Genomic DNA, 26,194 nt, shown 5'->3' on the forward strand with positions numbered 1-26,194 from the left:
CGATCCCTTTCTATTTCCCTATAACCCGGCTGAGTCGGACAGGCCACTGTGAGGCAAAACGCTATAACTGGTGCAGCCGGGGTTACACCGAAAATTGCTAAGAAAGCGTCAATGCTTTGGTCGCTGAAGCCGACAGTGTGGCTTGGTTAAATCGCCGTGATAGCCACGGATTCTTTCGCAACGTTGATGAATTTCATTGCTGTGCATTACGGAATATTGAAGCGACTTCGCCAGTTCGCTATCGTCGACTGATTCTAGCTAAGTCTATTGAGGATCGCTATATCACTGAGGCATTCGTTCAATGTGCATTTGGTTCTGGAAGTCTGCCTCTGGATGGCTCTTGTTGTGCTGCGAGCAGTGACAACCTGTTAGATAGCATGGCATTGGTGGGTGTAGGAGATAAAAGCATTGCAAAAGAATTCGTACTTAACATCGCGCCTTGTGGTACTATGTTGAGGTGGATAGAAATTTGCGCTTCGTCCTTTTGTGTGGTTCGTACAAAAGCGGCAGTAGCATTCTTTAGTGGTGCATCCGATTATATCCGTAAAAAGTCACTGTCTTCATCGAGCATGAGCCAGCCTGCAGCCAGTGTTGAACGCTGTGCGGTTGAAGCCGTCACACCGGATTACCGACAGGCCGAATACTTTCTGGGACTGTGGAGCCGGAGCATACGACGGTATTGACGACCGAATCGACGAATACCAGAGGGCGATCGTAACAGTCGAAGCTGGCGGCGACACTAAACGGGCTTCTGACTTTCGGGACTTGGTGTGCGTCGAAGCACAGGACCAACAAAAGGTTCAGGGAATGATCAAAAACCTGCAGCGGCGATCCCGTTTCGGCTTCGGGATAAGTCTCGTGTTACGGCACCGAGGAAACACTTGTGCGCGATAGGGGTTGGCGTACAGGGCGATCGGCGTGTTTCCAGATCCTTGTTAAGGGGGAGACGCCGGTTGTGTGGTATCGATAGATTGAATTCACCAACTGGTTGGACACGAAGAACGAAGCCGCCATGGGATTCATCACGCCGGAGCTCTCGGACGTCGATCGCTACACCTGGCAGACCAAGGCACGGGCACTGCGGCTGCAAGTTGTGACCCGATACCGGGTTGAACAAGGCGTCTGCCGAACTCTCTGTGCGGTGTATTTGTTGTACTTGCTCAAGGTTGTGGTGTAGATCTTCGCTTTTGCCGTGACTATCTCGCATACCGCTCGGCCTGAGCGGCTTGGGCTATATAGGTGACTGGTGGACGCAGCTGGTTATGTACCAGGAAGTCGTCGTTTTCACGCTGCTGTTCGAAAGCGTAGGCCTCGGCTGTGGATTTGGACCGCTGACCAGGCAGTTCATTCCGCCAATAGACATTTTCCTTTATTTGCTACAGCCCAAAAAAATTCAGCATACCACTTGGCAGGGCAAGATTTCACTTACTAGCGGTGATACTTGTATCAGCGTCGACGTCGTGCTCTATGTCACTGTTTTGCTTGGCGGAATATGTGCACTGTTGTTACTCGGTCAAGGCGGTATCGGTCTCACCACTGCGGGCGACATAGGCTTGATAACCTTCGTGCTGGTGATGCCGATCATTGTTGCGTTGATGCTGTTTGGTCTGCGCGACAAGACCGTCTTTCTGGCTGCCCGTGGAGAGCACTACTGGCTGAAACTGTTCGTGTTCTTCTTCCCATTTACAGCTTTCAAGCTCATCATGCTTGTGCTGTGGTGTGGAGCGGCTGTTTCGAAGCAAGCTGTTGAACCCGATCAAGCACGTGCTCTACATTGGCCCGGTCAACGCCCTGTGCTCTTCCCGGTTACCGAAGTTGATGGTCCATGTCGGCGGCACCACCGCAGAATTTCTGGCTCCGGAGATTCGGTTTTTGGTTGCCGGTGGTGAACCGTGGCGGTGGTTCCTTGTCGGTTTATGATGATTTTCCACCTCAACATTACGTACAACCTCCCGATAGGAGTCCCATTGGCATGGAACGTGTTCTCTGTCTTTTCGTTTCGGACACTGTGAATCGATTCCGTGCCATCGACCTTCGGGCACAGCTGCTGCCTACCCTTATGGTCGCTGTGGTGGCCGTTGTGATCGGGGAACCTGTTTCCGGAAAAGATTTCGTTTCTGCCCACAATGCGGTATTATTCCGGTAGCTGGGTCGCCAGCTTATGGTGCTTCTTCGTTAGTGCCGAAGAAAAAATAGAGAAGACTGGTTGTTAAAAGCTCTGCGTTCGTTGTTAGGCAGTTGGCCAAGTTGTATGGGGGGCGGCGACCGCCGAAATGATGTCGGGCAAGGATAAGGTGGCGGCGGATGCGCACGCACTACAGGGTGTTCAAGGGCTGCTGTTCCGGGCAATAGACAGCGAAGCCGACTACCGTGTTCGCGAGGGCAAAACAGTTGCCGGGCCGCTTGTCAGCTGGAACTTCGGTGGAAGCCCCTGTACAACGAGCAGCTGTTAGCCGCGTTGCAACGTCGGTGCAATTTCGACAAAGGTGACATCTGTATCATTATCTTCCGAGGTCAAGCGATCCACATCCAAAAGTAGTGGTACCCCGTTTTTGGTGCCGAGACCGGGCTGATCGAGGCGGGCTATGTCGAGGTCGTGGGCATGCTGACTCGCCAGCCGTGGTTCGAGCCTGACGATGATGACGACGGCGGTTGGTCAAGGCTAGACCCACGATTGGGCAAGTCAAATCACGCCATCGGGTCATCATTTGGAAAAGATGTGGTCACGGCATGGTTTGTGTTCCACGTCGATTCTGCAATTGTTCTACATCGGTTCTACAACCAATTCATTGCCTACCTAGGCAAGGTTTCAGGACAAACGATACTGTGCTGGTAGCCTGCATTATTCGGAGGTATCCGAGTACGACAAATGGGCACAAATAAGTGAAAAAATTTACACAAATAATAATTTTAGTTGGAGTTAGAAATTAAGGGAGTTAACGTTGAAGATCTTTGATCGATTCAACACCGCAATACTTGTCAGCGCCGGATTATGTGGTGCTGCGTTGGCGTTTAGTCCCGGTGCAGAAGCTGCACCGCTGCCAATGCCGACGGGGGGTCCCACATGCATTGAGCAGATGTCCGGCCTGGGTGCTGCGCCGGCAGCCGTTCCGGCGGTCCTGCCTGGTCCGGTAGTAGGGCCCGTGCCTCCTGTACCGCTGGCTCCTGGCGGGTTTCCCCCGGTGGTGCCGCCTGTGGCTCCGGTAATGGGACCTCTACTGGCTGAGGACCCGGTGGCATTGGGAAGCGGGACTTTGGCGGGTAAGGGTGTGCCGACTGCTCCGCCGCAGGCGGCTTTGTCTGATTTCGTGGTTTTGCCTGGTCCGTCGGCTAGCATCGAAACACTTCCTGCCGCCGTGCCCGTAGGGGAGTCTGGTCCGGCGGCTGCGGAGTCTCTTCTATGCTGTGTGGAGGCAGTACCACTAGTCAGGTAGTTTCGACTTGTATGTGCTTCAGTGGTCACCCCGCTGGAGGGTTGGCTTAGCTGGGGTCCGGATTCCACGTTCGCGGCGTGACTGGAATTCTAAAAACTGACGAAAATTCTAAAAACTGACAAATGTCACTGACAGTCGGGTCTGCTAGCAGTAGCAGACCCGACTGTGTGAGCCATCGCCGTCACAAGAAGTGCATCACTGGTGGTCGAACTGTGGGAGCTGTCACAACGGCCGCACCATAGTTCGAACGCCATCGACGTCGACTTAGTCGGCACAGTCTTTCATCTGTTGTCGAACGACAAGTTCGGATTTGCTAAGGCCATAACACATCACATCAGCTAGCAATTGCGGCGGCTAGCCAGTTGTGAAACGCCTCGGCTTCAATGGATACACGAAAACCAAATAAAAATTATATTATGAAGGCAGACGTCATCCCTGCAAGGTCGGTAAGCGGAGTTCATTAAGTATCGGGGATTCGTTGGTCTTTAACCGCAGTCCAGGCGATGTCGATCGGAGATAAGATCGCGGGTGCGGTCATGTCGACAGCAGTCGATGGCGGTTGACCACCAGAGTCATTTGAGAATGTTGGTGGCTTTATCGGCGTACAGGTCTTGGGTCTGCTAGTCAGCTCAGGATCTGCCGGAGACAGCTCCAGTTACGAAGGCATGGACTTCAACGCAGTACGCACGATCACTTCATCCGAATGCATTGCCTTGACGTCCTGGACCCAGAACTGCTCGTATTCTCTATTAAGTCTAGTCTAAGTGCCGCGATCGCCGCATCGTGTTGCACTAGCCTAGAACTCTGCTCTGCCACTAGAGTTCCCCGCTGAACACGGTTATTGGCAATCCGCTCCGCGGACCCTAATTGCATGTCATGTTTCGGACAAAGGTCCGCGCGATGTTTCTGTGATTGACGACTGCCGTGCTGCGACCAATAAACTGAAATCTGGTTCGTTTATGACACGCGCAGAACTACTGCCGTTCCTTACATAGATGATCCAGACAGATAATGGCGTCGGTTGTCAGTTGGAGACAGCTAATCTCTCACGATTACTGGGTCACCAATGTTAACCGTGTCGTAATACCACTCTGCGTCGGTGGGGCTCAGGCTGATGCAACCGTGGCTGGTGTTATCAAACCCCATTGACTGCACTGCCCACGGAGCCGAATGTATATAAAGGCCACGGTTGCTGATACGGACGGCGTAATCCACCGAGAGTCGGTAACCCTCGGGATCGTCGACAGGTATGCCGACACTGCTCGAATCCATAATCACCGAGCGGTTCTTGACCAGGACAGTGTAGTTGCCGACAGGTGTCGGAAATTCCATTTTCCCCATCGAAGCCGGCATCACCCCTTCTTCTCCCCAGTGGGGTCGGTGGTGAGGTGTGGGCAGTCGAGGTGGTGTCTGTGCCTCAACTCCGTCGATTGTCACCGTGAACGTGTGATCTGAGATGTCGGCAACACCGAGGACGGCAGGACCCGTTTTGAAGTTGGTGGGCAGGCCGCCCACTGAGAGTGTGATCGTGCTGTGCGCTGGCCAGTAGCGGTTGGGAACCCACTGCACAACGTTACTGTCGAGCCAGTCAAACTTGCCGGTCATCGCGGGCGCTGAGTGCACTCTAATGGCACGCTCGGCCGCTTTCCGGTTAGTGACGGGCACGCTGAACGTCAACACCACGGGGTGCGCGACGCCCACTATCGCGCCCCGCGTCGGGAGAATCGACGTGATGGAGAAGCCAGGCGATTGACTCACCGCCGCCCGGCTTACCCCTACCGGCTCCGCGACTACTGTAGCAGCGATTCCGACCGCCACCAGAACACCTCGAATTGCTGCCCGCATCGTTCGCATTACCTTTGCATTTGATATCTCTGAGATGACCAAAAGATCGTTGACGTTGGCGATGGTAGGGGCCGAATGCCGGGTGAGTGGGTCAGCACACGCCAGTGGTTCGGTCAAGTTTTGGTTGCGAGTTCAACAACCGGAGGAGACGCCCGTATCCTCTCGCTGAGACAGACCCGACATCCAGCTGTGTCTTGTCGGCGTGGTGACCGAGCAGTCGTTGATTTTAGGCATGGCAATCGCAAGACTGGCAGACATGCTCGATATGCGTTAGGGCGTATGCGTTCATTGACGCTTTTTAACCGCAGCTGCCACAGTGTATTCTGTCGCGCTTGACCGCGCCATGACTTGGGCTAGGTGCCGAGACTGGCGCTCACCTGTAACCAGTCCGGCAGCGGTTGGCTGTTACTGATCTAGGCTGACGGCGAGCGGTTCATCAGCCGATTGAAGACGACAAGGGAGAGACCAGTGACAGTCCGAGTAGGTATTAACGGTTTCGGCCGCATCGGACGCAACTTCTACCGGGCTTTATTGGCTCAACAGGAGCAAGGCAGCGTCGACGTGCAAGTGGTCGCCGTCAACGACATTGCCGACAACAGCACGCTGGCGCACTTGCTCAAATTCGACTCCATCTTGGGCCGGCTGCCGTACGACGTCAGCCTCGAAGGAGAAGACACGATCGTGGTTGGCCTCGCAAAAATCAATGTGCTTGATGTTCGAGAAGGTCTGGCGGCACTGCCGTGGCGTGACCTCGGCGTCGACGTCGTCGTCGAATCGACTGGCTTGTTCACCAACTCGGTCAAGGCCAAAGGCCACCTGGACGCTGGCGCCAGAAAAGTGATAATTTCGGCACCTGCCATCGATCCCGATATCACCATCGTACTCGGGGTCAACGATGACAAGTATGACGGTAGCCAGAATATTATCTCCAATGCGTCGTGCACGACGAACTGTCTTGCGCCGCTGGCGAAGGTGTTGCACGATGAGTTCGGCATCGTCGAGGGCTTGATGACTACCATCCACGCCTACACCCAGGATCAGAACCTGCAGGATGGACCGCACTCGGATCTACGTCGTGCCCGCGCTGCAGCGCTGAACATCGTGCCGACCTCCACTGGTGCGGCCATGGCGATCGGCCTGGTGATACCCGAGCTTAAAGGCAAGCTTGACGGCTACGCACTGCGGGTGCCAATCCCTACCGGCTCGGTTACCGACCTGACTGCCGATTTGTCCAGATCCACCAGCGCCGCCGAGATCAATGCAGCGTTTAAGGCGGCTGCCGAGGGCCGACTCAAAGGCATCCTGAAATACTACGATGCTCCGATTGTCTCCAGCGATATCGCCACCGACCCGCACAGTTCGATCTTCGACTCTGGCCTCACCAAAGTAATTGACAACCAGGCCAAGGTGGTGTCTTGGTATGACAACGAGTGGGGCTATTCCAATCGTCTGGTTGATCTGGTATCGCTGGTTGGTAAGTCGCTTTAGCCGTGAGTATTCCTAACATCAAAGACATTCTTGCGACAGGTGTTTCGGGCCGCAGCGTGCTGGTGCGCTGCGATTTGAATGTCCCGTTAGATGATGACGGCGCCATCATCGACCTCGGCCGAGTCACTGCATCGGTGCCCACGTTGAAAACGTTACTGCAGGCCGGCGCCAAGGTGGTGGTTACTGCACACCTGGGTCGCCCCATGGGCAGGCCAGACCCGAAGCTGTCGCTGGCGCCGGTCGCCGCGGCGCTTGGTCAGCAGCTGGGACAGCGTGTCCAGTTGGCCGGAGATGTCGTCGGGACCGACGCACTCGCCCGTGCTGAGAGGCTAAGTAACGGCGACCTCCTACTGTTGCAGAACATTCGCTTCGATCCGCGCGAGACCAGTAAGGTCGACGACGAACGACTCACCCTGGCCAGGCAACTAGTCAAATTGGTCGGAACAGCAGGCGCTTTCGTTTCGGATGGATTTGGTGTGCTGCATCGCAGGCAGGCATCGGTGTATGATGTCGCCACGCTGTTGCCGCACTACGCCGGCACACTGGTCGCCGACGAGACAAGGGTACTCGAGCAATTGGTCAGCTCGACCAAACGCCCCTACGCAGTGGTACTCGGCGGGTCGAAGATATCCGACAAACTCGGGGTCATTGAGTCGCTGGCGGCAAAGGCTGACAGCATCGTAGTCGGAGGTGGAATATGTTTCACATTTCTTGTTGCACAGGGGTTTTCAGTAGGAAAGTCGCTGCTGGAAACCGAGATGGTCAAGATCTGTCGCAAGTTGCTGGACGCCTACGCTGATGTGCTTCGGTTGCCTGTGGATATTGTGGCTACAGAGAAATTCGCCGCCGATTCCCCGCCACAGATCGTCGCCGCTGATGCTATCCCAGATGGACTGATGGGTCTGGATATCGGGCCGGAATCAATCAAACGGTTCGCCGCGTTGTTATCCAACGCCTCGACCATCTTCTGGAACGGACCGATGGGTGCGTTCGAATTCCCGGCGTACGCTGCGGGCACTCGAGGTGTTGCTGAAGCGATCGTGACCGCGACCGGCAAGGGTGCGTTCAGCGTGGTAGGCGGCGGTGACTCCGCGGCTGCGATGCGGGTGTTGGGCCTCCCCGCACGGGGCGTCTCGCACGTTTCCACTGGCGGTGGCGCATCGTTGGAATACCTTGAGGGAAAAACGCTACCCGGCATCGAGGTACTAAGTCGTGGGCAGCCAACTGGAGGGGATTCATGAGCCGCAAGCCGCTGATCGCCGGCAACTGGAAGATGAACATCAATCACTTCGAGGCGATCGCGCTGGTGCAAAAGATTGCGTTTTCGTTGCCGGACAAGTATTACGGCAAGATTGACGTCACAGTTTTGTCGCCTTTCACCGATCTGCGTAGCGTGCAAACTCTGGTTGATGGCGACAAGCTGCGGTTGACCTATGGTGCCCAGGATCTTTCGCAATATGATCTGGGTGCCTACACCGGTGACATCAGTGGGGCCTTCTTGGCCAAGCTGGGCTGCAGCTTCGTGGTGGTGGGGCACTCCGAGCGACGCATCTACCACAACGAGGATGACGCTTTGGTGGCCGCGAAAACGGCCGCGGCGCTCAAGCATAGCCTGACTCCGATCGTCTGCATCGGGGAGCACCTTGAGATCCGTGAGATGGGTGAACACGTCAGATACTGCGCGAACCAACTACGTGACTCGCTGGCCGGGTTGTCGCCTGAACAGATCGGCAATATCGTCATCGCCTATGAGCCGGTCTGGGCGATCGGTACCGGACGGGTAGCCAGTGCGGCCGACGTCCAAGAGATGTGCGCGGCGATCCGAAAAGAGCTGGGTGCCCTGGCATCACCGCAGTTAGCTGAGACCGTTAGGATACTCTATGGCGGCTCGGTGAATGCCAAAAACATCGGCGATATTGTGGCTCAGCAGGATGTCGATGGCGGCCTGGTCGGGGGAGCGTCGCTGGATGGGGAGCAATTCGCGACGTTGGCGGCCATCGCCGCCGGTGGGCCCTTTCCCTAGGGAAGCCCTAGGGCCGCTCTCGATTGGTGGGTGACCTTGCGGGGCTTGGTCGTAGTGTTGGTTCGGTACCGCGGACGGCTGGGATGGCGCTAATTTTGTGTCCAGGTTTTGGTTGTGCCTGAGTGTGTTTGGTGTGGGGTTTCCATGTGGATTGGTTGGTTCCTTAGTAGTCTCTGGGCAAGTAGTTGACAGCTTTCTGAAATGGAAATGGGGCGCAAAAAGTGTTCTTGTGCAACGGATTCAAATTAGCAATCTGGCTCGTCGTAGGCTACTTGATCTGCCGTGTGGTCGAGGGTCACTGCGACGCTGATCGTGGGTATGGATTCGGTGCTGGTGCTCGAGCTCGAGTGTTTGCGATGATAGGAACAGGAACGACGTGCTCGTACCGCTCGTTGGTGCGTTGGTGGGGTAGCCATTGCGGTCTCGGGCACGGACTACCGGGTGGCGTCTGGTGTTGATGTGAACATTCCATAGGGCGTCGACCGGCTCTCTATGTTTCGACACTGGCATTTGGTTGCAGTCGCCACCCTTGTGATGGTTGCTAGCATCGCGCTGAGCGGTGCAGCTTTGCCTTGTGGAAAGGAACCGAGTGGTGCGGTGTAGCCTATCTGCGGTTCCGCCAGGTTAGGACTGGTCGGAGGTAGAAGGTAGTCTGTCGACCATGGAGTTGGCCCTGCATATAACCCTGGTGGTCACTAGCATCCTCGTAGTGTTGCTAGTGCTGCTGCACCGTGCGAAGGGGGGCGGCCTGTCGACGCTATTCGGCGGTGGTGTCCAATCCAGTCTGTCCGGGTCGACGGTGGTAGAGAAGAACCTGGATCGGTTGACACTGTTCATCACCAGTATCTGGCTGGTCTCTATCATCGGTGTTGCCTTGCTTATTAAATATCGTTAGCGCTTGTTGGCCAAGTCGATGTCCAGACGCAATGATGTGAGGTGTCTGATGTCGTGCTGGAATCGATCGGCGTGGTCCAGCGAGTTTGGCTCGGTCGTGAGGCGACCGAGCCAATGTGTACCGACATCCGGTTGTTGAGCGCCATCCTTGATGACACCGTGTGCGAGCAGAACGGTTATGAGGTATTCGACTTCGTCGAACGAAGTTCGGGTGGAGTCGTTTCGGGTGCTGCTTTCGGCAGATTGACTGAGCCGAGATGACGCGTATGTTGGCTGGTTTTGATATTCGCCTGGCTATCTATATCATCCGGGTGTTCAGTCATTTCGCACTACTGGCCAGCGTTGCCGAGGACATCTAGCGGGCGTGTCGGCGTCATATTTAGCCGCCATAGGATAGTAGTCTAGCGGCCACCTGCGCTAAACTTGCTCTGGAGGATCTTGATTCGGTTATCGTGGCAGATTCCTTGACGGGCGCATTGGTCTAGCCGGTGATAACTCCTCATTTCACCGAGACCTGTCGATGTACTGTCTTTGTTACCCAACATCGGATGACCGAATTAATGCGACTGCACGTGGAGGCATACACCTAAGCTGACGACGGCCGCAGTATTAAGCGTGAATTGCGTCATCAAGTTCTCATGCTTGTGGCAGGCAGTGTTGATTCGGCTTTCGCGGTTACAGATTGCCGACGAGGTCGAGGTACTACCTCGTCGTGTTTTTTCGGGTGATCCTGCAGTTGAATTCCGATGTGTGCAATACGTTGTGTGTCTGGTGGCCTGACGCCGAACTGCTGTCCTGCCCCATACTGCAACCCGGCTCCTGGATGGGCGGTGACTGGGACGAAAACCCGAACATGATCGCTGACGTGATGCTACGCGTGACTGACAGTGCCGCTTATACTGCGGTGGCGCACTACTTAACCGAACTTACGCACCTTGAGAAGGAGCTGTCGATGTCGGTGCGACTAATCACCGTCACTCCCGAGTTGTCTGCGATTGACGCTGATATCCTGGACAGGTAATCATCCGACCAGTCCGACTTGGTTTTGCCACCGTATTTGGCGCTAGCTGAACTGCACGTCGACCTGGACACCATCGAGGTTTCCCTGCGCATGTACGGTGCCATAGTGTTGGCCGACGTCCGTGTGACGCTGCTGTGAGAAAGATTAGCAGTTTTCGGGTTTCACTTATGCGGTCTGGATCTAAAGTAAAATTTCGGACGTATACGAAGAGGTTATCGCTAAGCTGTTGGTGTGGGCCGGTCTGCACTCGGACTACAGTTCGTTGCCCGAAGGCCAACGGGTCAAGCTGTTAGCGGGCTAACTCGGCGCCCACCGTCCGCTGGTCAGGGACTGTGCACAATTGTCTGACCTGGCGCGTAGCGAACCCGCCGTCTTGGCCGCCTCTGCACACGCCGTCGGTATTCGGTATCTATTGGACTGGCGCGGTACCCAACTACGCCATCTCGATGTGCTAGTCCGTGTCGGATGTCTTGGAGACCACGATGCTGCTGATGGAGGCCGGCCCTACTGAACATCTCCGGACCACACTCATCCTGTCCGGTGGACATCTCGCCGCTGTTCGAGACGATCGACGATCCACATAACGGAACGACCGTTCTGTGTGTGATGCTGGCAATTCCGCTGTATCGAGCGCTGATGGCTGTTCGCGGTGACTGGCAGGAAGTGATACTCGGCTACTCCGACTCCAAAGAGACGGCGGTTTATCTGATCGCTATTTGGCCAGTGTATCGCGCTGAGCTGACCTTGGTAGGCGTGGTACGTAAAAACGAAATCCGATTGCGCCTCTTCCATGATGGCGGCAGCATTGTCGGACGCCGTAACGACTCTAGCTATTAAGCTACTCTGGCACAACCGGCCGGGGACGGTGAACGATTCGCTGTGTCTCACCGAGCAAAGCGCAATCATCTCTGCCAAATACGCCAAGCCGCATATGGTGCGACGCAACCTGGAGAGCTTGGTGGCAGCTACCCTGGAATCGACGCTATTGGATGTCGAAGGCCTTGGCGATGCAGCCGAACCCGCTTACGTCGTACTCGGTGAGGTGGCCATCCTCGTGCGGTGCGCCTAAGGCCGAATTAGTCAACACACCAGGTTTCGCCGATTGCTTCAGGGCTTCTACGCGGGTCAGCGAGATCGGGTCGTTGGACATTGACAGCCGGCCGATATCACGCAAGCTCACCACATCGATCGCGGACTTGCATGCCATTCCGTGGGTGCTGGCGTGGAGCCAATCGTGGGTCATGCTGCCCGGTTAGTGTGGTACCGGATCAGTGTTTTAGCAGTGAATTGCGGCTGGACACGAAAGCGAATAACGGCAGGCAGAAACACTGCACGACCTCTATCAGAGATGGCCATTTTTTGCAGCTTGTTGTCCAACATAATCCAGGTACTGGCCAAAAGCTACCTGGGCGTAGCGGCGGCCTGCTACGTCGAACTAATGACCGACGAAGTCTTGCAGCACAGGGTGTTAACAAGCTTATCTATAAGCACCAGCGAACCATCGTCATACATAAACTGACCACGAGTCATGACGGCCCGATTGCCGACAACCCGGTGTTAGTCCGTTCGGTGTTCAACCGCTTCCCGTACCTGAAGTCATGAAACCACCTTCAAGCTGATATTTTGCACCGTTACCGCTCAGGAGACGATACTAGACTGGTGCACCACGGTATTCTCCTTGACGATGAACGGATTGGTTAGCCTGTTACGTAACGGCGGGTAACAGCGGCTAGCCCGGGTGAGACTGCTGTACAGTCCGATTCCGCAGCCGGTCTAGCACACCGCGGACCGCATGTTCGCTAGCCGATAGCGGCGATAGCATCGTCTCGCCTAAACCCACGATGTAGTCAATCCGTTCGACGATGGTTTCCACCGGACCGATCAGCGCGAGCAGCCGCTTAGCGAGATTGTCCAGGTTTTCCAGCGTGTCCTCGAAGCGTTCGACCGTGCCGTTCAACCGTGACAATGAGTTGTTTAACTCATTCATCGTTTTGCCTAAACCATCGAGGACATCTTCGACTTGCCCAACCGTCCGGTCGGCGTTCAGTGCGGCTTGAGTCAGTGTCTTGATTCGTCTTCGTTCGGGCCCGTTGCGCACGACTCTGTCTGTCATAAGGGTCATTATGACGCCGCTGGCCAGGAAGCTTGGCTGCGGCTTCTTCGTCTAGCAGCCAGAGCGTGGTCTCAAACCCGACAGCTCCGGCAGCTGGTATCAAGGCAGAGGGAGCTCCACCCATAGCGGCTGCCACTGCGTCGGCCTTCGTCGTCCCGGACACCAACAGCCAGACCTCGCGGGAACGCTGAATAGCGGGAATTGTCAAGGTTATTCGTGCTGGTGGTGGTTTCGGAGAGTCTTCAGTTCCGAGCACCATACGACTGGTCTCGCGCACGGCTGCAGTATTTGGGAACAGTGAGTTAATGTGGCCTTCAGGTCCCATGCCCAGCAGGTGCACATCAAAATTCGGGGTGGGATCACCGGGTGCGGCGTTGGCGGCCAACAGCTGTTCGTAGGCCAGTGCTGCTGCTTCTAGGTCGTTGCCAAATCCAGTGTCGCGTGCGGGCATCGGGTGTACCTGGCTGGGTGGGATGTCGATGTGATCAAGCAAAGCTGCACGTGCCTGCTTTTCGTTACGCTCATCGTCGTTTTTGGAAACGTAGCGCTCATCGCCCCAGAACAGATGCACCTTAGTCCAGTCGATTTGCCGTCTACGTGTGTTTAAATCCCGCAGCAGTCCAATGCCGTTGCCGCCACCGGTCAGCACGATCAATGCTCTTTCCCTGACTGCCACGGCGGACTGGATGGTGTCGGCAAGTCGTTTGCTGGCGGCCCCAATCATGGTATCGCTGTCTGGAAAGATCTCTACGCTGGCGCCCACAGGTACTGTACCTTCTTAATGCCTTCGAGGGCCTCGAAGTAGATTTCGTCGGGATCTAACCGTCGCAGATCTTCTGCCAGGCACTCGCCGGTTTCCCTGCGCGCCAAGGGAACTAGTGCATCTGGCTTAGCAGTCCGACTCAGGGTGGCGGTTACCCCAGTCTGGGGTCGGCTTAAGACGATGGTTTCGCTATTGCGTACCAGCTCGACCTTCAGTTCGCCGACCGCTCGGCGCACCGGTCCGTCGATTCGGCTAGCCAACCAGCCGGCCAGAACGTCCAGTGCGGGTTCGGTCTTCAAGCCGGAAACCAGTGCAGACTCGATCGGCTCATGGGGTGGCAGGTCGACCGCGGAGGTCAGCAGAGCCCGCCAATAGGTGATTCGGGCCCACGCCAGGTCGGTGTCGCCGGCGGTATAACCGGGTAGCCGGCTCTTGATGGCCGACAATGGGTCGATGCCGTTGGTGGCGTCAGTGATCCGCCGAATCGCCAACTTACCCAGCGGGTCTTGAGCGGGCACCGCTGGGGCGATGTCCGGCCACCAGGCCACTACCGGGACGTCAGGAAGCAGGAACGGAATGACGACGCTGTGGGCATGTCCAGATAGAGGCCCGGACAGTCGCAGCACCACCACCTCCCCGGTGCCGGTGTCGGTGCCCACCCGCAGCTGAGCATCCAGACGCGCTTTGTCAGCATACGGATTGCCCCTCATCGCGACGATGATTCGACTGGGATGCTCGTGGCTGGCCCCGTTGGCGGCCTCGATAGATTCCTCAAGCACGGCTGCGCTGTCCGGTGCGATGATCAGCGTAAGTACTCGACCCATCGTGACTGCGCCGATCCTTTCGCGGAGCTCGTCGAGTTTCTTGTTGACCGCCGTGGTGGTGGTGTTGGGCAACTCGACGATCATTTGCGTTGCTCCTTCTCATCGTTTCGCTCTGCATCATCGCTGGCACGTATCATGGCCGTCGCCATTCCCGGCCGGTGCGCTGCAACATCTCGAAGGATGATTCCGGACCCCAGGTTCCCGCCTCGTACGGATCGGGCTTGCCGTGTGCTGCCCAATAGGTGAGGGCCGGTTCGAGTATTTCCCAAGCTAATTCGACCTCGGCATTGACCGGAAACAGGGACGGTTCGCCGAGCAACACATCAAGGATCAGTCGCTCGTAGGCCTCCGGCGAATCCTCGGCAAATGCCGAGCCATAGGAGAAGTCCATATTGACGTCGCGGACTTCCATCGCACTGCCCGGGACCTTGGAACCGAACCGCAAGGTGATCCCTTCGTCAGGCTGTACGCGGATGACCAAAGCGTTGGCACCGAGTTCGTCAGTCATAGTGGCATCGAAAGGGAGATGTGGCGCGCGTTTGAAGACCAGAGCGATTTCGGTCACCCTGCGGCCTAGTCGTTTCCCAGTTCGTAGGTAGAACGGCACACCGGCCCAGCGCCGGGTATCGACCTCGAGTGTGATGGCGGCGAAGGTCTCGGTGTTGGAGTCCGTGGCGAACCCGTCCTCGTCGAGCAGCCCGACCACTTTTTCGCCACCTTGCCAGCCGGCGGCGTACTGGCCGCGACTGGTGGTCTCGTTGAATGACTCGGCGAGGTGTGTCGCCGATAGTACCTTAATCTTCTCAGCCTGCAACGCAGCCGGATTGAAGCTGACCGGTTCTTCCATCGCGGTCAACGCCAACAGTTGCATCAGATGGTTCTGGATGACATCACGGGCTGCACCGATGCCGTCGTAGTAGCCGGCCCTGCCACCAAGTCCGATGTCTTCGGCCATGGTGATTTGCACGTGGTCGACGTAGTGTGCATTCCAGATCGGATCCCACAATTGATTGGCGAACCGAAGTGCTAGGATATTCTGCACAGTCTCTTTGCCCAGGTAGTGGTCGATGCGGAAAACAGCTTCCTCCGGGAAGACTGCGTTGACTGACTTGTTTAGGTTGCGTGCACTGTCCAGGTCATGGCCGAACGGTTTCTCGATTACGACCCGACTCCAGCTACCGTTTTGTGGGCGGGCCAATCCGGACTTATGCAGCTGGTCGCAGACCACCGGGAAAGATTTGGGCGGGATCGCTAGGTAGAACGCGTGGTTGCCACCGGTACCGCGCTCGGCGTTCAGCTTGTTCAGGGTCTCTGCGAGCTGAGTGAACGCATCGTCATCGTCGAAAGAGCCTGATACAAAACGGAACCCCTCGGCCAGCCGACTCCAGTTAGCCTGCTGAAATGGCGTCCGGCAGTGCTCCTTGACGGCATTGTACACGACGTCGCCGAAATCCTGGGTGCTCCAATCTCGGCGGGCGAAGCCCACTATGGAAAACGTGGGTGATAGTAAGCCCCGGTTGGCCAGATCGTAGATCGCCGGCATGACTTTTTTGCGCGCCAGGTCACCGGTGACCCCAAAAATCACCATCGCACACGGTCCGGCGATTCTGGGCAGTCGCTTATCTTCCTTGTCCCGTAGTGGGTTCCGCCACTGCGTGACGGTGAAGGTGTGTGCTGTGACTGGGATCATCTGGCGACGGAGTCCAGTTGAGCCTGAGTCTCTTGGAGTAGTTCGTTCCAGGACTTCACAAACTTCTGCACGCCTTCATGTTCTAGTACGGTGAACACATCAGTTAGATCGATCCCGACCACCGCTAGCGAGTCGAGTACCTTTTGAGCAGCAGAGGCGGTACCGCTGATCGTGTCACCGCGGATCACACCGTGATCGGCGACGGCGTCAATCGTCTTCTCTGGCATGGTGTTCACCGTGCTTGGAGCGACCAGTTCGGTGACATACAAGGTGTCGGCGTAATCAGGGTTCTTGATACCAGTCGACGCCCAGAGCGGGCGCTGTGGTTGGGCTCCTCGGGCCATGAGCGCCTGGTAACGCTGGCCACCTTCGAAGGCTTGTTGGTAGGCCGCGTAGGCCAATCGAGCGTTAGCGATACCGGCCTGGCCGCGTAGTGCGAGTGCTTGCTCGGAACCAAGTTTCTCTAGTCGCTTGTCAATTTCGGTATCCACGCGGGAGACGAAAAACGATGCCACCGAAACGATCTTAGACAGATCGTGCCCAGCTTCGGCGGCTCTTTCGATCCCGGCCAGGTAGGCTTCAATCACCTCGCGATACCGCTGCACAGAGAAGATCAGCGTGACGTTGACCGAGATCCCTCCCGCCAGAACAGTGGTAATCGCCGGTAGTCCAGCTTGGGTCGCAGGGATCTTGATGAGCAAGTTCGGGCGGTCGACTATTGTCCACAGCTCAACGGCTTGCGCGATGGTCTTGTCGGTGTCATGCGCTAGATGGGGATCGACTTCTATCGAGACTCGCCCATCTCTTCCGTGGGAAGTTTTCCACTCACGTGCCAATACGTCGCATGCGTTACGTACGTCGTCGGTGGTGACGGTGCGCACGGTGGTATCCACGTCAGCGCCGCGTTCAGCAAGCTCAGCGATCTGGGCATCGTAGGCATGGCCGTCTGCGAATGCTTTCTGGAAGATGGACGGGTTGGTGGTCACGCCAACGACACTCTTGGTGTCAATCAGCTCCTGTAGGTTGTCCGATTGCAACCGATCTCGTGATAAGTCATCCAACCAGACGGACACCCCAGCAGCATTCAATGCGGCGAGGTTGGGGTTCTGAGTTTTTGAGGTCATCCGGATAGCCCTTTCTCAGTTATCCAGTACCTGTTCCGCGGCGGCAACCACGGCCTCCGGCGTGAAGCCGTACGCACGGAACAAAGTCTGGTAATCCGCGGATTCGCCATAGTGTTCGATGGACACGATCTTGCCGGTATCGCCGACCAGCTTGTGCCAGCACTGTGCGATGCCGGCCTCGACAGCTACCCGGGCCGACACTGACGGGGGTAATACGCTGTCGCGATACTCATACGGCTGGGACTCGAACCATTCCACACACGGCATCGACACCACCCGTGCAATGATGTCTTTGTATGCCAACAGCTTCTGGGCAGCGACAGCAAGCTGGACCTCGGAGCCGGTGGCAATCAAAATGACGTCGGGTTCTTCGGCGTCGGAGCTGCTGTCATCGCCTAGTACATAGCCGCCTCGGGCGACGCCTTCGGCGTTGGTGCCTTCCAGCACCGGTACACTTTGCCGAGTTAAGATCAGCCCAACCGGACCGCTGCTGGCGTCGCGGGCCAGGATCGTGCGCCAGGCATACGCCGTCTCGTTGGCATCGGCAGGACGCACCACCGACAGTCGAGGGATCGCGCGCAACGCCGCGAGATGTTCGATCGGCTGATGGGTGGGACCGTCCTCGCCGAGTCCGATCGAATCGTGCGTCCATACGTAGATCGTATCGATATTCATCAGTGACGCCAGCCGCACCGATGGGCGCATGTAGTCGGAGAACTGGAGAAATGTGCCACCGTATGCGCGGGTGGGGCCGTGCAGCACGATTCCGGACAAGATGGCGCCCATCGCGTGTTCGCGAACACCGAAATGCAAGGTGCGGCCATAGAAGCGTGCAGTGTATTCATCGGTTGAAATCGATGGTGGCCCAAAGGAATCGACATCTTTAATGGTGGTGTTGTTGCTGCTCGCTAGGTCGGCCGAACCTCCCCACAGTTCCGGGAGTTTAGGTCCTACCGCGGATAGCACCGCACCAGACGCGGCGCGGGTGGCCAACTCCTTAGACCCAGGATCCCAGTACGGCAGGGCCGTATCCCAGCCGTCGGGTAACTGCTGGGCGAGCAACCGATCCAATAGTGCCTTGCGCTCGGGCTCGCGCTGCGCCCACGCCTCGAATTTCAGTTGCCAGCGTTCGTGGGCTTCCTTGCCGCGAACCACCAATCCGCGGGTGTGAGCGATGACGTCCTCGCGGACCTCAAAGGTTTTGTTGGGATCGAACCCAAGGATTCGCTTAGTGGCCGCCACCTCGTCGTCACCGAGGGCCGCACCGTGCGCCTTGCCGGTGTTCATAAAGGTCGGCGCGGGATGACCGATGATGGTGCGCAGCGAGATAAACGACGGCCGGCCGGTGGCGATTTTCGCATTGGCGATGGCTTCTTCAATGCCGACGATATTCTCGCCGCCTTCCACTTCTTGCACGTGCCAGCCGTAGGCCCGGTAGCGGGCGGCGGTGTCTTCGCACAGCGCGATGTTGGTGTCGCCTTCGATCGAGATCTGGTTGTGGTCGTAGAACACGATGAGGTTGCCGAGCTGCTGGACTGCGGCCAACGAAGAGGCTTCCGATGTCACCCCTTCTTCGATGTCCCCATCAGAGGCGATTACATAGATGTAGTGGTCGAACGGGCTGGTGCCTGGCTCAGCGTCGGGGTCGAACAGGCCACGCTCGTAACGTGATGCCATCGCCATCCCGACCGCTGACGCCAAACCCTGACCGAGCGGGCCGGTGGTGATTTCAACACCCTTGGTGTGCCGGAACTCCGGGTGTCCAGGAGTTTTGGATCCCCAGGTACGCAGCGATTTGATGTCAGACAGTTCAAGACCGAAGCCGCCGAGGTAGAGCTGCAAATACAGGGTCAGGCTGCTATGTCCGGCTGACAGCACGAATCGGTCACGACCCAGCCATGCGGTGTCACTGGGATCGTGGCGTAGCATGCGCTGAAACAAGCTGTAAGCTAGCGGGGCTAGGCTCATCGCCGTACCCGGGTGCCCATTGCCTACTTTTTGGACCGCGTCAGCAGCTAATACCCTGATGGTGTCGACTGCAGCCGAATCGATCTCGGTCCAGTCGTCGGGATAGCGCGGTTGGGTCAACGTAGAGATCTGGTCGAGTGTGGTCACGAATCAGTCCTTGGGTCAGTCGTCAGGTCATCAACCCGATCAATCCCACCTTAGTGCCGCAGTGCGGGCTTCTGTAGGGCCCGCTTTCTTGGTGCCTACTGCTTGCTGTGGTGCCACTGGCGTGCGCCTGCTCGCGTTTTGCAATCTGGCCCGCAATTTGGAAAGGATCTTCGTGAAGAGACCCTGCGGGCTGTTGGCTGTGGGCATGCGGTCTACCATCGTGCGTAGTAGAAGCTGCGCGCTGCTGCGATCCCGAGGAGTTAATGCGTGAGCGTTCGCGTGCGCTTAGCGCGGAGCCGAATGTTGGCGTACCTAGCGTTGACCAAGCCACGTGTCATCGAGCTGCTTCTGGTCACCGCTATACCTGCGATGTTGCTTGCTGACCGCGGTAGCGTGAATCCGCTGTTGATCCTCAACACGCTGCTCGGCGGAATATTGGCTGCCGCAGGTGCTAATACGCTTAACTGTGTAGCAGACGCCGATATCGACAAGCTGATGAAGCGGACGGCCCGGCGGCCGCTGGCGCGGGCCGCGGTGCCTTCCGGCAATGCCTTGGCGCTCGGGCTGGCGTTAACTGCGGGTTCGTTCTGCTGGTTTTGGTGGACGACTAATCTGCTGTCAGGCCTGTTGGCGCTCGCCACTGTCGCGTTCTACGTATTCGTTTACACGCTGTTGCTCAAGCGCCGGACGTCGCAAAACGTTGTGTGGGGCGGTGCGGCCGGGTGTATGCCGGTGATGATTGGTTGGTCGGCGATTACTGACACTATCGGCTGGCCGGCATTGGCAATGTTCGCTGTCATTTTTTTCTGGACTCCGCCGCACACCTGGGCATTGGCGATGCGCTACAAGGACGATTACAAAATGGCCGGCGTCCCGATGCTGCCGGCCGTGGCGACCGAGCGTCACGTTGCCAAACAGATCTTGATCTACACCTGGCTAACCACGTTATCGACGCTGGTTTTGGCGCTGGCGACGGGATGGCTGTACGCGGCGGTGGCCGCCGTCGCCGGGATATCGTTTTTAACGATGGCCCATCAATTATATGCTAAGGTCTGTGCCGGTGAACCGGTCAAGCCGCTGAGACTGTTTTTGCAATCGAACAACTATCTGGCGGTGGTGTTCTGCGCCTTGGCGGTCGACTCGGTGCTCGCCCTGCCGACACTATTCTGATTATCCTCTGTGGTCTTATCCACCCCTGTGGCGTGCTTTACGGCAGCAGCACGACCGAGCCGATGGTCTTGCGGGCCTGCAGATCTTCATGAGCGCGGGCGGCGTCGGATAGCGGGTAGCGTCCGCTGACTTTGATGCTGACGGCTTCGCGGCTGATTGCGTTGAACAGCTCATTGGCTCGCCAGTTAAACTCCTCGCCAGTGCGGATGAAATGGGCCAGCGTTGGCCGGGTGAGGTAGATTGAGCCGGCGGCGTTGAGACGCTGCGGATCGACAGGTGCAACGGGTCCGCTGGCTGCACCGAACAGTGCTAGTGTCCCGCGGATAGCCAGGCTGGCGAGGCTGGCGTCGAAGGTGGTGGCGCCTACGCCATCATAAACCGCTGCCACACCGGCACCTCCGGTAAGTGCTCGAATCTGCTGGCCGAATTGGGCGTCGTCGTCGGGGTAGGAGAGCACTTCGTCGGCTCCGGCCGCCTTGGACAGCCGTGCTTTTTCCGCATTCGAGACGGTGGTGATGACCCGCGCACCGAGATGAGTAGCCCACTGAGTCAAGATTAAACCGACGCCGCCAGCGCCGGCGTGTACCAGTACAGTGTCACTGTTTCGCACTACATACACCGACTTTATCAGGTAGTGGGCGGTCAGGCCCTTTAGTAGTACCGACGCTGCCATCTCAGAAGTTACTCCGTCTGGCACCTTGGCGGTTAAAAATGCTGGCGCAGTGGCGAATTCAGCGTAGCCGCCGTTAGCCGTGGCACTGACTACCCGGTCACCTACGCCGACACCGTTGATGTCGGTGCCCTCGCCAGTAGCAACGACAGTGCCGCATACTTCCGAGCCCAGGATGAACGGTACAGGGCGGGGATACTGCCCTGAGCGGAAATAGGTGTCGATGAAGTTGACGCCGATGGCTTCGGTCTTGATCAGCAGCTCGCCGTGACATGGGCTGGGTTGCGGTTTGTCGACATAGCGCAAGACTTCAGGACCGCCAGTTTCGACGACTTCGATTGCATGCATGTGGCTAGCATGCCCCGGGAGCACGAAGCTCGCGCAGCCAGACTTCTTCTATCCCCGCATTGTGTTGGCGGGTTCTCGTCAGCAGGTCGCCGGTACCGGCAATGATGCCGGGTTCGTTCCGGTGTTGCGACGCCGTGGCCTGCATATCTGGTGATTGTCCTGGTAAAATTATTAAATTATGTCGCATGGACCTGGTGATCCTGCGGACTATCCGTGACTATGCCGAGCAGCCCTACGAGTTCTTGGCCTTGACCACTGGCGTGCCCAATCTGCTGAACCCACCCGCCGTCGTCGCGTGGAATATCGACCGGCGTTACCTGGAGGACCTGGAAAATCGAGGGGTGTCAACGGTGTTTGGGGAGGTTTTCGCACCAGGCGATCGGATCCGGTTGGCTGTGTACCAGCCCTGTTTTTGTTAGCCTGACCGTTGGCACTGGCGCACGGCGTTGCAACGACTGGTCGGCGGCTACCTATGTAGCCGAACTGCACCCGGGTGGCCAAACCGTTCTCGTGCAACCGGGCGGATCGGGTGAAGGAGCGGTATTGATCTTCATCGGTGGTGTGCCGTCGTACGCGTTTACCAAACAGGACATCTTGATTCAGGCTGAGCCCGACTTCGAATCCGGTCTACTGCAACCGCCGCGCTAGCGGCTGCGGTCCCGAGGTGAGTATCGACGTGGGCGAGTTGTTGTACGCGTGTGTTCACGTGCTCGGTAGCTGCCGGAAGCCTCGGATGCTGGAACTGCAGCTGGTGGAGCCTTCGCTGGGCTGGTAACGATTGAACGCCGGTACCCGTGACCACGCCCAATGCGAGTTCGCATTGGGCGTGGAATCAGCATGCGGGTGTCTCGGGCTTGATCCGTTTTCGCAACCGGGTTCGCATTGAGGCCCATAGTGCAGCGGTAGCCGCGGTGCACGCGGCGGCTCCAGCCACATGGACTGCGACTAGGGCGGCAGGCACCCCGGTAAAGTATTGCGTGGTGCCAACAGCGGTCTGTGCGCAAACCAGAGCGAGCAATATGGCGAGTCGCACCAGGATAACTCGGGTGGCGCCGACTGCCAACAGCCTGATGCCCAGCCCAACCAGCAGTACAAGGTAGGTGATTAACAACGAAGAATGTAGGTGCACTAGGGTGGCGATCTCGACTCTTAGCCGCGGAACCGTCCGGCTGGGACTGCGGTCTCCCGCGTGCGGGCCGGCAGCCGTCACCAGTGTACCGGTCACCAGAACCACCGCCAGATTTACTGCGGTCAGAGCTGTCAGTGCGCGCAGCGACCGGTTTACTCGCTCATGGGCACTTCCACCGTCGGGTTCACCTACCTTGACGTAGAGCAACATTGCCAGCCATACTGCGCTCATCGATGTCAGTAGATGTATGGTGACTGTCCACCACAGCAGCTTGGTAAGCACGGTAATGCCGCCGATGACCGCCTGCAGCACCACCGAGATTGGCATCAGCCACGCATAGACCATAACTTCGGTGCGTCGTCGCGCCCGGGTAACGGCCAAAACGGCCAGCACTGCGACGATAAACACCGCGATACTAACCATCCGGTTACCGAACTCGACTGCCTGGTGGACCCGTGGTACCTCGGCGATGGCGACTGGGGTGAAGCTACCCGGAAAACACTGCGGCCAGGTGGGACAACCCAGCCCGGACGCCGTGACTCGAACGACTGCGCCGGTGACGGCAATACAGCCTTGGGTGAGGATGACGGTCGCGGCAATGACCCGCTGCGCACGCAGACTAGCGTTGGGAAGCAGGTCGACTAACCACAACAGCACTCGTACGGCAGGCACTGTCCGATCGTAGGGCCGTGAAAACCCTACTTGGCAGTAGGGGATTAATATGGTCGGGTGTCACATGTCCGCATACTGGCTCAGTCTCCGCCAGCAGTTGCCTAATTCACCAGCTAGATGAACCGTTTAGCGTGAGTGTCTCGGTGGGCGTCTTTCCAGCAAGCTCACGACAGTGTTGTTGCGCTTTAGGGACTACGGGTCCGGTTAGGTGGTCACTCACTGGTGGGCTGGCTGCTTAGTCAGTAAGCGGTGATCAGCAGAACACGCGCTATAACCTCTACGCACATCCGCAGATTGAGTGACTGTTGCCAGGTCAAAAAATGATGTGTTTTGCAGTGACGGCTGTGAGATGGGATTCCGGCTGATCGGTGATGGCATGTGCATTGTGCACCATTGTTGTGTTGTGGCGGTTTGGGCGGATTTACCCTATTAGTGTCGTCACACAGCGGTCATCATTTGCTGCAGTTCGTTCCGGCAACGCAGTCTGTACACAATCAGGTTGTGGGACCGCGTTAACGGCCGGTGATCGTGGTTGGCAGTTGGCTTGAGTTGCGTTAGGAGGACACCGATATCGCATCGCTTTTTCCCATTCCCTGTGGGGCAACGGCCAAATGAGAAGCACTCGGGGCGACAGCCGGCGACCTGCAAGGCATCGGTGCACAGCTGGTTGCTAGTGATGTCTCGGTGATGAACGGTATTGTTTTTGTGGCCGTCGATGATTAAGGCGGTACGTTTCAACGCGCAAGATGATCTTTACCAGGCGATAGTTGCTGAAGCCGTGGTGCTGCATGAGCGGCTTGTCAACTTCGTTGCTATAGATGCGGATTTCTATGCCGACATTGAGACTGCCAACACGACTGTAATGGAGGTTTCGGAAGCTGCCACTAGAATAACGTCCGGTGGATTGTCATCGACAATAATAGCCCGCAGGTTTTCCTGGGCCATAGCGCTCCACAGGTGTTCGGTTCTCCCGAACTGAAGGGCTCTCTGTCGCTGTCCGGTTATCCTGAATTGATGGACTCGATATGGACGTCATCATCAAGGACAACTCTCAACTACGAGTAGTTTTGAGTTTACATAGAGTTATGACTTAAAGCGGTTGCCTTTCAACGTACTTGAGGTTAAATAATCTCTTGACGCACGAGGAGGTTATGGATCAGGTGATGAGGGCGGCTTGCCAATAGTTTAGTGGGTGTGCTTCTGCTGGACGATCATGTTGCGTAGATTCCATTAGACGTTGCACCGGAAACGAGCCTGATTTTGGATAATCTCTGGCCAACGTGGAGCTACGGTGCCGGCGACACCAGCGGAGCTGAGAGCAGATGAGCCGTAGCTGACGTAGTTCGCTCACTAGAGCCAGGTCGGTGCAATGGTCCTGGGCAGGCCTGGCTTAGTCATCGATTGTGCTGCCGCTCACACTGTTTGTATACTTTTCGCTGCCGTATGCACCTGTTTTCCGCACGCGAATGCATTTTGCTAGTACTTGCTAATATGGCATATTTCGCTTAACAAAATGATCTACCTTTAATGTGATGGCCTTTTGTCATAACTGTTAGGGTGAACCGGAGTGCTGTGCCGTTTCTCACGCATGAGATATTACGCTTTGCATATCGTTATATCTTTTTCGTCCATTTCTTTTTGTGTTTCTCTTGTGTGGTGGTTGCGTGGTGTGATTCCGGTTTATTGATGACGGTGTGTGTACTTTATACCGTGATGGGTTTTCGTCTGTACTGATTCGGAGTAATTGCACTCTATTGACTGAGCAGGTGCATGACTTTTTCACCCTTGTTGTTAGTTGGTTACGACGGTTTGAGTGAATTTTTCCTGTTGGCGAATTCGCGCAATAGTTTCCATTTGCTGCAGCTCGGCACCAACAATGCATTCGATGTTCATAGCGTATGCGCTGATGCGTTGGTTTATGAGAGCTCAGCCGTGGCTGCTGGGTGAATACCTGATGGAGAAGTGGCGAATGTGACGCTGCAGATGGTATCTGAGGGCCTGGCGTCGGCGCAGCTGACTCAGCTGTGATTTATGCGACGGATGATGTCGTGCCAACAACGCCGGTTTGGATTGCTTTGCCATCGGAGGTGCATTCGGCTCTGCTGAGTGCAGATCCGAGCATTGCTGAGCTGCCATCGGCGGCTACGGCATGGACCGGCTTCTGAGCGTCGAGTATGCTTCAGCAGCAGAAAAACTCTCACCGTGGTCCTAGATATGGTCCAGACTGGGGCGTGGCAGGGCTCTAGCGCGGAGAGTTATGTGGCCGCTAACATGCTTTATTTGGCTTGGTTGACCCAGGTCGGTGTCGATAGCTGGAAGGCGGCCGCTCAGCATGAGGCCGCTGCGGGCGCGTTGGTGGTGACGAATTTCTTTGGGATCAACACGATCCCGATCACGCTTCATGAGGTCGACTATGTGTGAATGTGACTCCGAGCTGCTACCTTCACGAGCGTCTACGATGCTTTGGCGCATACAGCGGTGGCTTCGACGCCGCACACCACGCCGGCACCAGTCATCATCAAATCCTGTGTCGGTGAGGCTGGTAATGGCGTGACTAACGCAACTGAGATCGCTCCCGGCTTTGAACCGGCATTTTGGATCTTGCTTTCGGCGACTTGTCCTAACGGCCTTATTTGGGTTTGTGCTGTGCGCGAGCCTGTTTTTGCTTTTTAGGCGGGTCTGTGTTGTTGCTAGACGCATTATTTTTTGTGTTGTCTAGTTTTGATTTGCTAGATTAACGATAGCGATCATACGCTTTGCGGTAAGGCTACTAATTGGTGCTGTTCTTTTGACCGCTGGCGGTATTTGGAAATTTAGTGTCTTGGATGGACTGTTCTTGGTTTCGCGTTGACCGATGCCGAGGTGATCGTG

At 56.8% G+C, this 26,194-nt stretch carries 21 protein-coding genes and 3 pseudogenes; 15 read left to right on the plus strand and 9 right to left on the minus strand.

The window, feature by feature from the left end:
• Window positions 1–116 precede the first annotated feature (116 nt).
• The 6 genes and pseudogenes from MUBE_RS15220 to MUBE_RS12175 all read left to right on the plus strand — a co-directional run bounded on the left by MUBE_RS15220 (window position 117) and on the right by MUBE_RS12175 (window position 3,434).
• The gene (locus MUBE_RS15220; RefSeq protein ID WP_133297110.1) at window positions 117–683 is read left to right on the plus strand and encodes a hypothetical protein; all 567 of its coding nucleotides are present in this window, start codon (window positions 117–119) and stop codon (window positions 681–683) included.
• A gap of 305 nt (window positions 684–988) precedes the next feature.
• On the plus strand, window positions 989–1,177 hold the full coding sequence (locus MUBE_RS19135; protein WP_279386733.1) for a DUF3556 domain-containing protein: 189 nt from the start codon (window positions 989–991) through the stop codon (window positions 1,175–1,177).
• A gap of 85 nt (window positions 1,178–1,262) precedes the next feature.
• Window positions 1,263–1,889: a DUF3556 domain-containing protein gene (locus MUBE_RS18315; RefSeq protein ID WP_279386734.1), complete on the plus strand. Its 627-nt coding sequence runs from the start codon at window positions 1,263–1,265 to the stop codon at window positions 1,887–1,889.
• A 30-nt stretch (window positions 1,890–1,919) separates the two neighbouring features.
• Window positions 1,920–2,213, plus strand: a pseudogene (locus MUBE_RS18320) (DUF3556 domain-containing protein).
• 218 nt (window positions 2,214–2,431) lie between these two features.
• Window positions 2,432–2,539 carry a DUF3556 domain-containing protein gene (locus tag MUBE_RS18325; RefSeq protein WP_279386735.1) on the plus strand — a complete coding sequence of 36 codons (108 nt, stop codon included), beginning with the start codon at window positions 2,432–2,434 and terminating at the stop codon, window positions 2,537–2,539.
• Window positions 2,540–2,942: 403 nt separating this feature from the next.
• On the plus strand, window positions 2,943–3,434 hold the full coding sequence (locus tag MUBE_RS12175) for a hypothetical protein (RefSeq protein WP_116540729.1): 492 nt from the start codon (window positions 2,943–2,945) through the stop codon (window positions 3,432–3,434).
• Between the two features lie 1,038 nt (window positions 3,435–4,472).
• Here MUBE_RS12175 and MUBE_RS12180 read toward each other — a convergent pair.
• Window positions 4,473–5,279, minus strand: a complete 807-nt coding sequence (locus MUBE_RS12180) for a L,D-transpeptidase (protein WP_207801707.1) — start codon at window positions 5,277–5,279, stop codon at window positions 4,473–4,475.
• Window positions 5,280–5,747: 468 nt separating this feature from the next.
• Here MUBE_RS12180 and gap point away from each other — a divergent pair, with 468 nt between their 5' ends.
• From gap to MUBE_RS12205, 5 genes and pseudogenes are all read left to right on the plus strand, one after another.
• Complete coding sequence (gap, locus tag MUBE_RS12185; protein ID WP_116540730.1) at window positions 5,748–6,767, plus strand: type I glyceraldehyde-3-phosphate dehydrogenase; 1,020 nt, start codon at window positions 5,748–5,750, stop codon at window positions 6,765–6,767.
• A gap of 2 nt (window positions 6,768–6,769) precedes the next feature.
• Complete coding sequence (locus MUBE_RS12190; protein WP_116540731.1) at window positions 6,770–8,008, plus strand: phosphoglycerate kinase; 1,239 nt, start codon at window positions 6,770–6,772, stop codon at window positions 8,006–8,008.
• Window positions 8,005–8,790, plus strand: a complete 786-nt coding sequence (gene tpiA, locus MUBE_RS12195; protein WP_116540732.1) for a triose-phosphate isomerase — start codon at window positions 8,005–8,007, stop codon at window positions 8,788–8,790. Before MUBE_RS12190 ends, tpiA begins: the two co-directional genes overlap by 4 nt.
• A gap of 661 nt (window positions 8,791–9,451) precedes the next feature.
• Window positions 9,452–9,685, plus strand: coding sequence for a preprotein translocase subunit SecG (secG, locus tag MUBE_RS12200; RefSeq protein WP_116540733.1), 234 nt, complete (start codon window positions 9,452–9,454; stop codon window positions 9,683–9,685).
• Window positions 9,686–9,798: 113 nt separating this feature from the next.
• Window positions 9,799–12,428: pseudogene (locus tag MUBE_RS12205) on the plus strand (phosphoenolpyruvate carboxylase).
• Between the two features lie 6 nt (window positions 12,429–12,434).
• Here MUBE_RS12205 and MUBE_RS12210 read toward each other — a convergent pair.
• The 6 genes and pseudogenes from MUBE_RS12210 to tkt all read right to left on the minus strand — a co-directional run bounded on the left by MUBE_RS12210 (window position 12,435) and on the right by tkt (window position 19,334).
• Window positions 12,435–12,827, minus strand: a complete 393-nt coding sequence (locus tag MUBE_RS12210; protein ID WP_116540734.1) for an ATPase — start codon at window positions 12,825–12,827, stop codon at window positions 12,435–12,437.
• A 13-nt stretch (window positions 12,828–12,840) separates the two neighbouring features.
• Window positions 12,841–13,581: pseudogene (pgl, locus tag MUBE_RS12215) on the minus strand (6-phosphogluconolactonase); the annotation flags it as partial.
• Window positions 13,566–14,489: a glucose-6-phosphate dehydrogenase assembly protein OpcA gene (gene opcA, locus MUBE_RS12220; RefSeq protein WP_116540735.1), complete on the minus strand. Its 924-nt coding sequence runs from the start codon at window positions 14,487–14,489 to the stop codon at window positions 13,566–13,568. The gene opcA and the pseudogene pgl, both read right to left, overlap by 16 nt.
• A gap of 49 nt (window positions 14,490–14,538) precedes the next feature.
• On the minus strand, window positions 14,539–16,095 hold the full coding sequence (gene zwf, locus MUBE_RS12225; RefSeq protein ID WP_116540736.1) for a glucose-6-phosphate dehydrogenase: 1,557 nt from the start codon (window positions 16,093–16,095) through the stop codon (window positions 14,539–14,541).
• Window positions 16,092–17,219, minus strand: coding sequence for a transaldolase (gene tal / locus MUBE_RS12230; RefSeq protein WP_116540737.1), 1,128 nt, complete (start codon window positions 17,217–17,219; stop codon window positions 16,092–16,094). Before tal ends, zwf begins: the two co-directional genes overlap by 4 nt.
• A 15-nt stretch (window positions 17,220–17,234) precedes the next feature.
• Complete coding sequence (gene tkt / locus MUBE_RS12235; RefSeq protein WP_116540738.1) at window positions 17,235–19,334, minus strand: transketolase; 2,100 nt, start codon at window positions 19,332–19,334, stop codon at window positions 17,235–17,237.
• A 300-nt stretch (window positions 19,335–19,634) separates the two neighbouring features.
• On the opposite strand from tkt, the gene MUBE_RS12240 reads away from it, so the two are divergent.
• Complete coding sequence (locus tag MUBE_RS12240) at window positions 19,635–20,504, plus strand: heme o synthase (RefSeq protein WP_116540739.1); 870 nt, start codon at window positions 19,635–19,637, stop codon at window positions 20,502–20,504.
• 37 nt (window positions 20,505–20,541) lie between these two features.
• Here MUBE_RS12240 and MUBE_RS12245 read toward each other — a convergent pair whose 3' ends face one another.
• A complete protein-coding gene (locus MUBE_RS12245) occupies window positions 20,542–21,522 on the minus strand; it encodes a quinone oxidoreductase family protein (RefSeq protein ID WP_116540740.1) in 981 nt (326 codons plus the stop codon).
• Between MUBE_RS12245 and MUBE_RS18330 the strand changes: the two genes are divergently transcribed.
• Window positions 21,521–21,676, plus strand: a complete 156-nt coding sequence (locus tag MUBE_RS18330; RefSeq protein ID WP_243633033.1) for a hypothetical protein — start codon at window positions 21,521–21,523, stop codon at window positions 21,674–21,676. The genes MUBE_RS12245 and MUBE_RS18330 overlap by 2 nt on opposite strands.
• Before the next feature lie 31 nt (window positions 21,677–21,707).
• A complete protein-coding gene (locus tag MUBE_RS18335; protein ID WP_243633034.1) occupies window positions 21,708–21,941 on the plus strand; it encodes a hypothetical protein in 234 nt (77 codons plus the stop codon).
• Window positions 21,942–22,354: 413 nt separating this feature from the next.
• Here MUBE_RS18335 and MUBE_RS12255 read toward each other — a convergent pair whose 3' ends face one another.
• Complete coding sequence (locus tag MUBE_RS12255) at window positions 22,355–23,368, minus strand: COX15/CtaA family protein (protein ID WP_424399096.1); 1,014 nt, start codon at window positions 23,366–23,368, stop codon at window positions 22,355–22,357.
• Between the two features lie 2,157 nt (window positions 23,369–25,525).
• Here MUBE_RS12255 and MUBE_RS18340 point away from each other — a divergent pair.
• Entirely contained in the window at window positions 25,526–25,744 is a 219-nt protein-coding gene (locus tag MUBE_RS18340) for a PPE domain-containing protein (RefSeq protein ID WP_243633035.1), read from the plus strand.
• The last annotated feature ends 450 nt before the right edge of the window (window positions 25,745–26,194 follow it).

The organism is Mycobacterium uberis, from assembly GCF_003408705.1.
GTDB lineage: Bacteria > Actinomycetota > Actinomycetes > Mycobacteriales > Mycobacteriaceae > Mycobacterium > Mycobacterium uberis.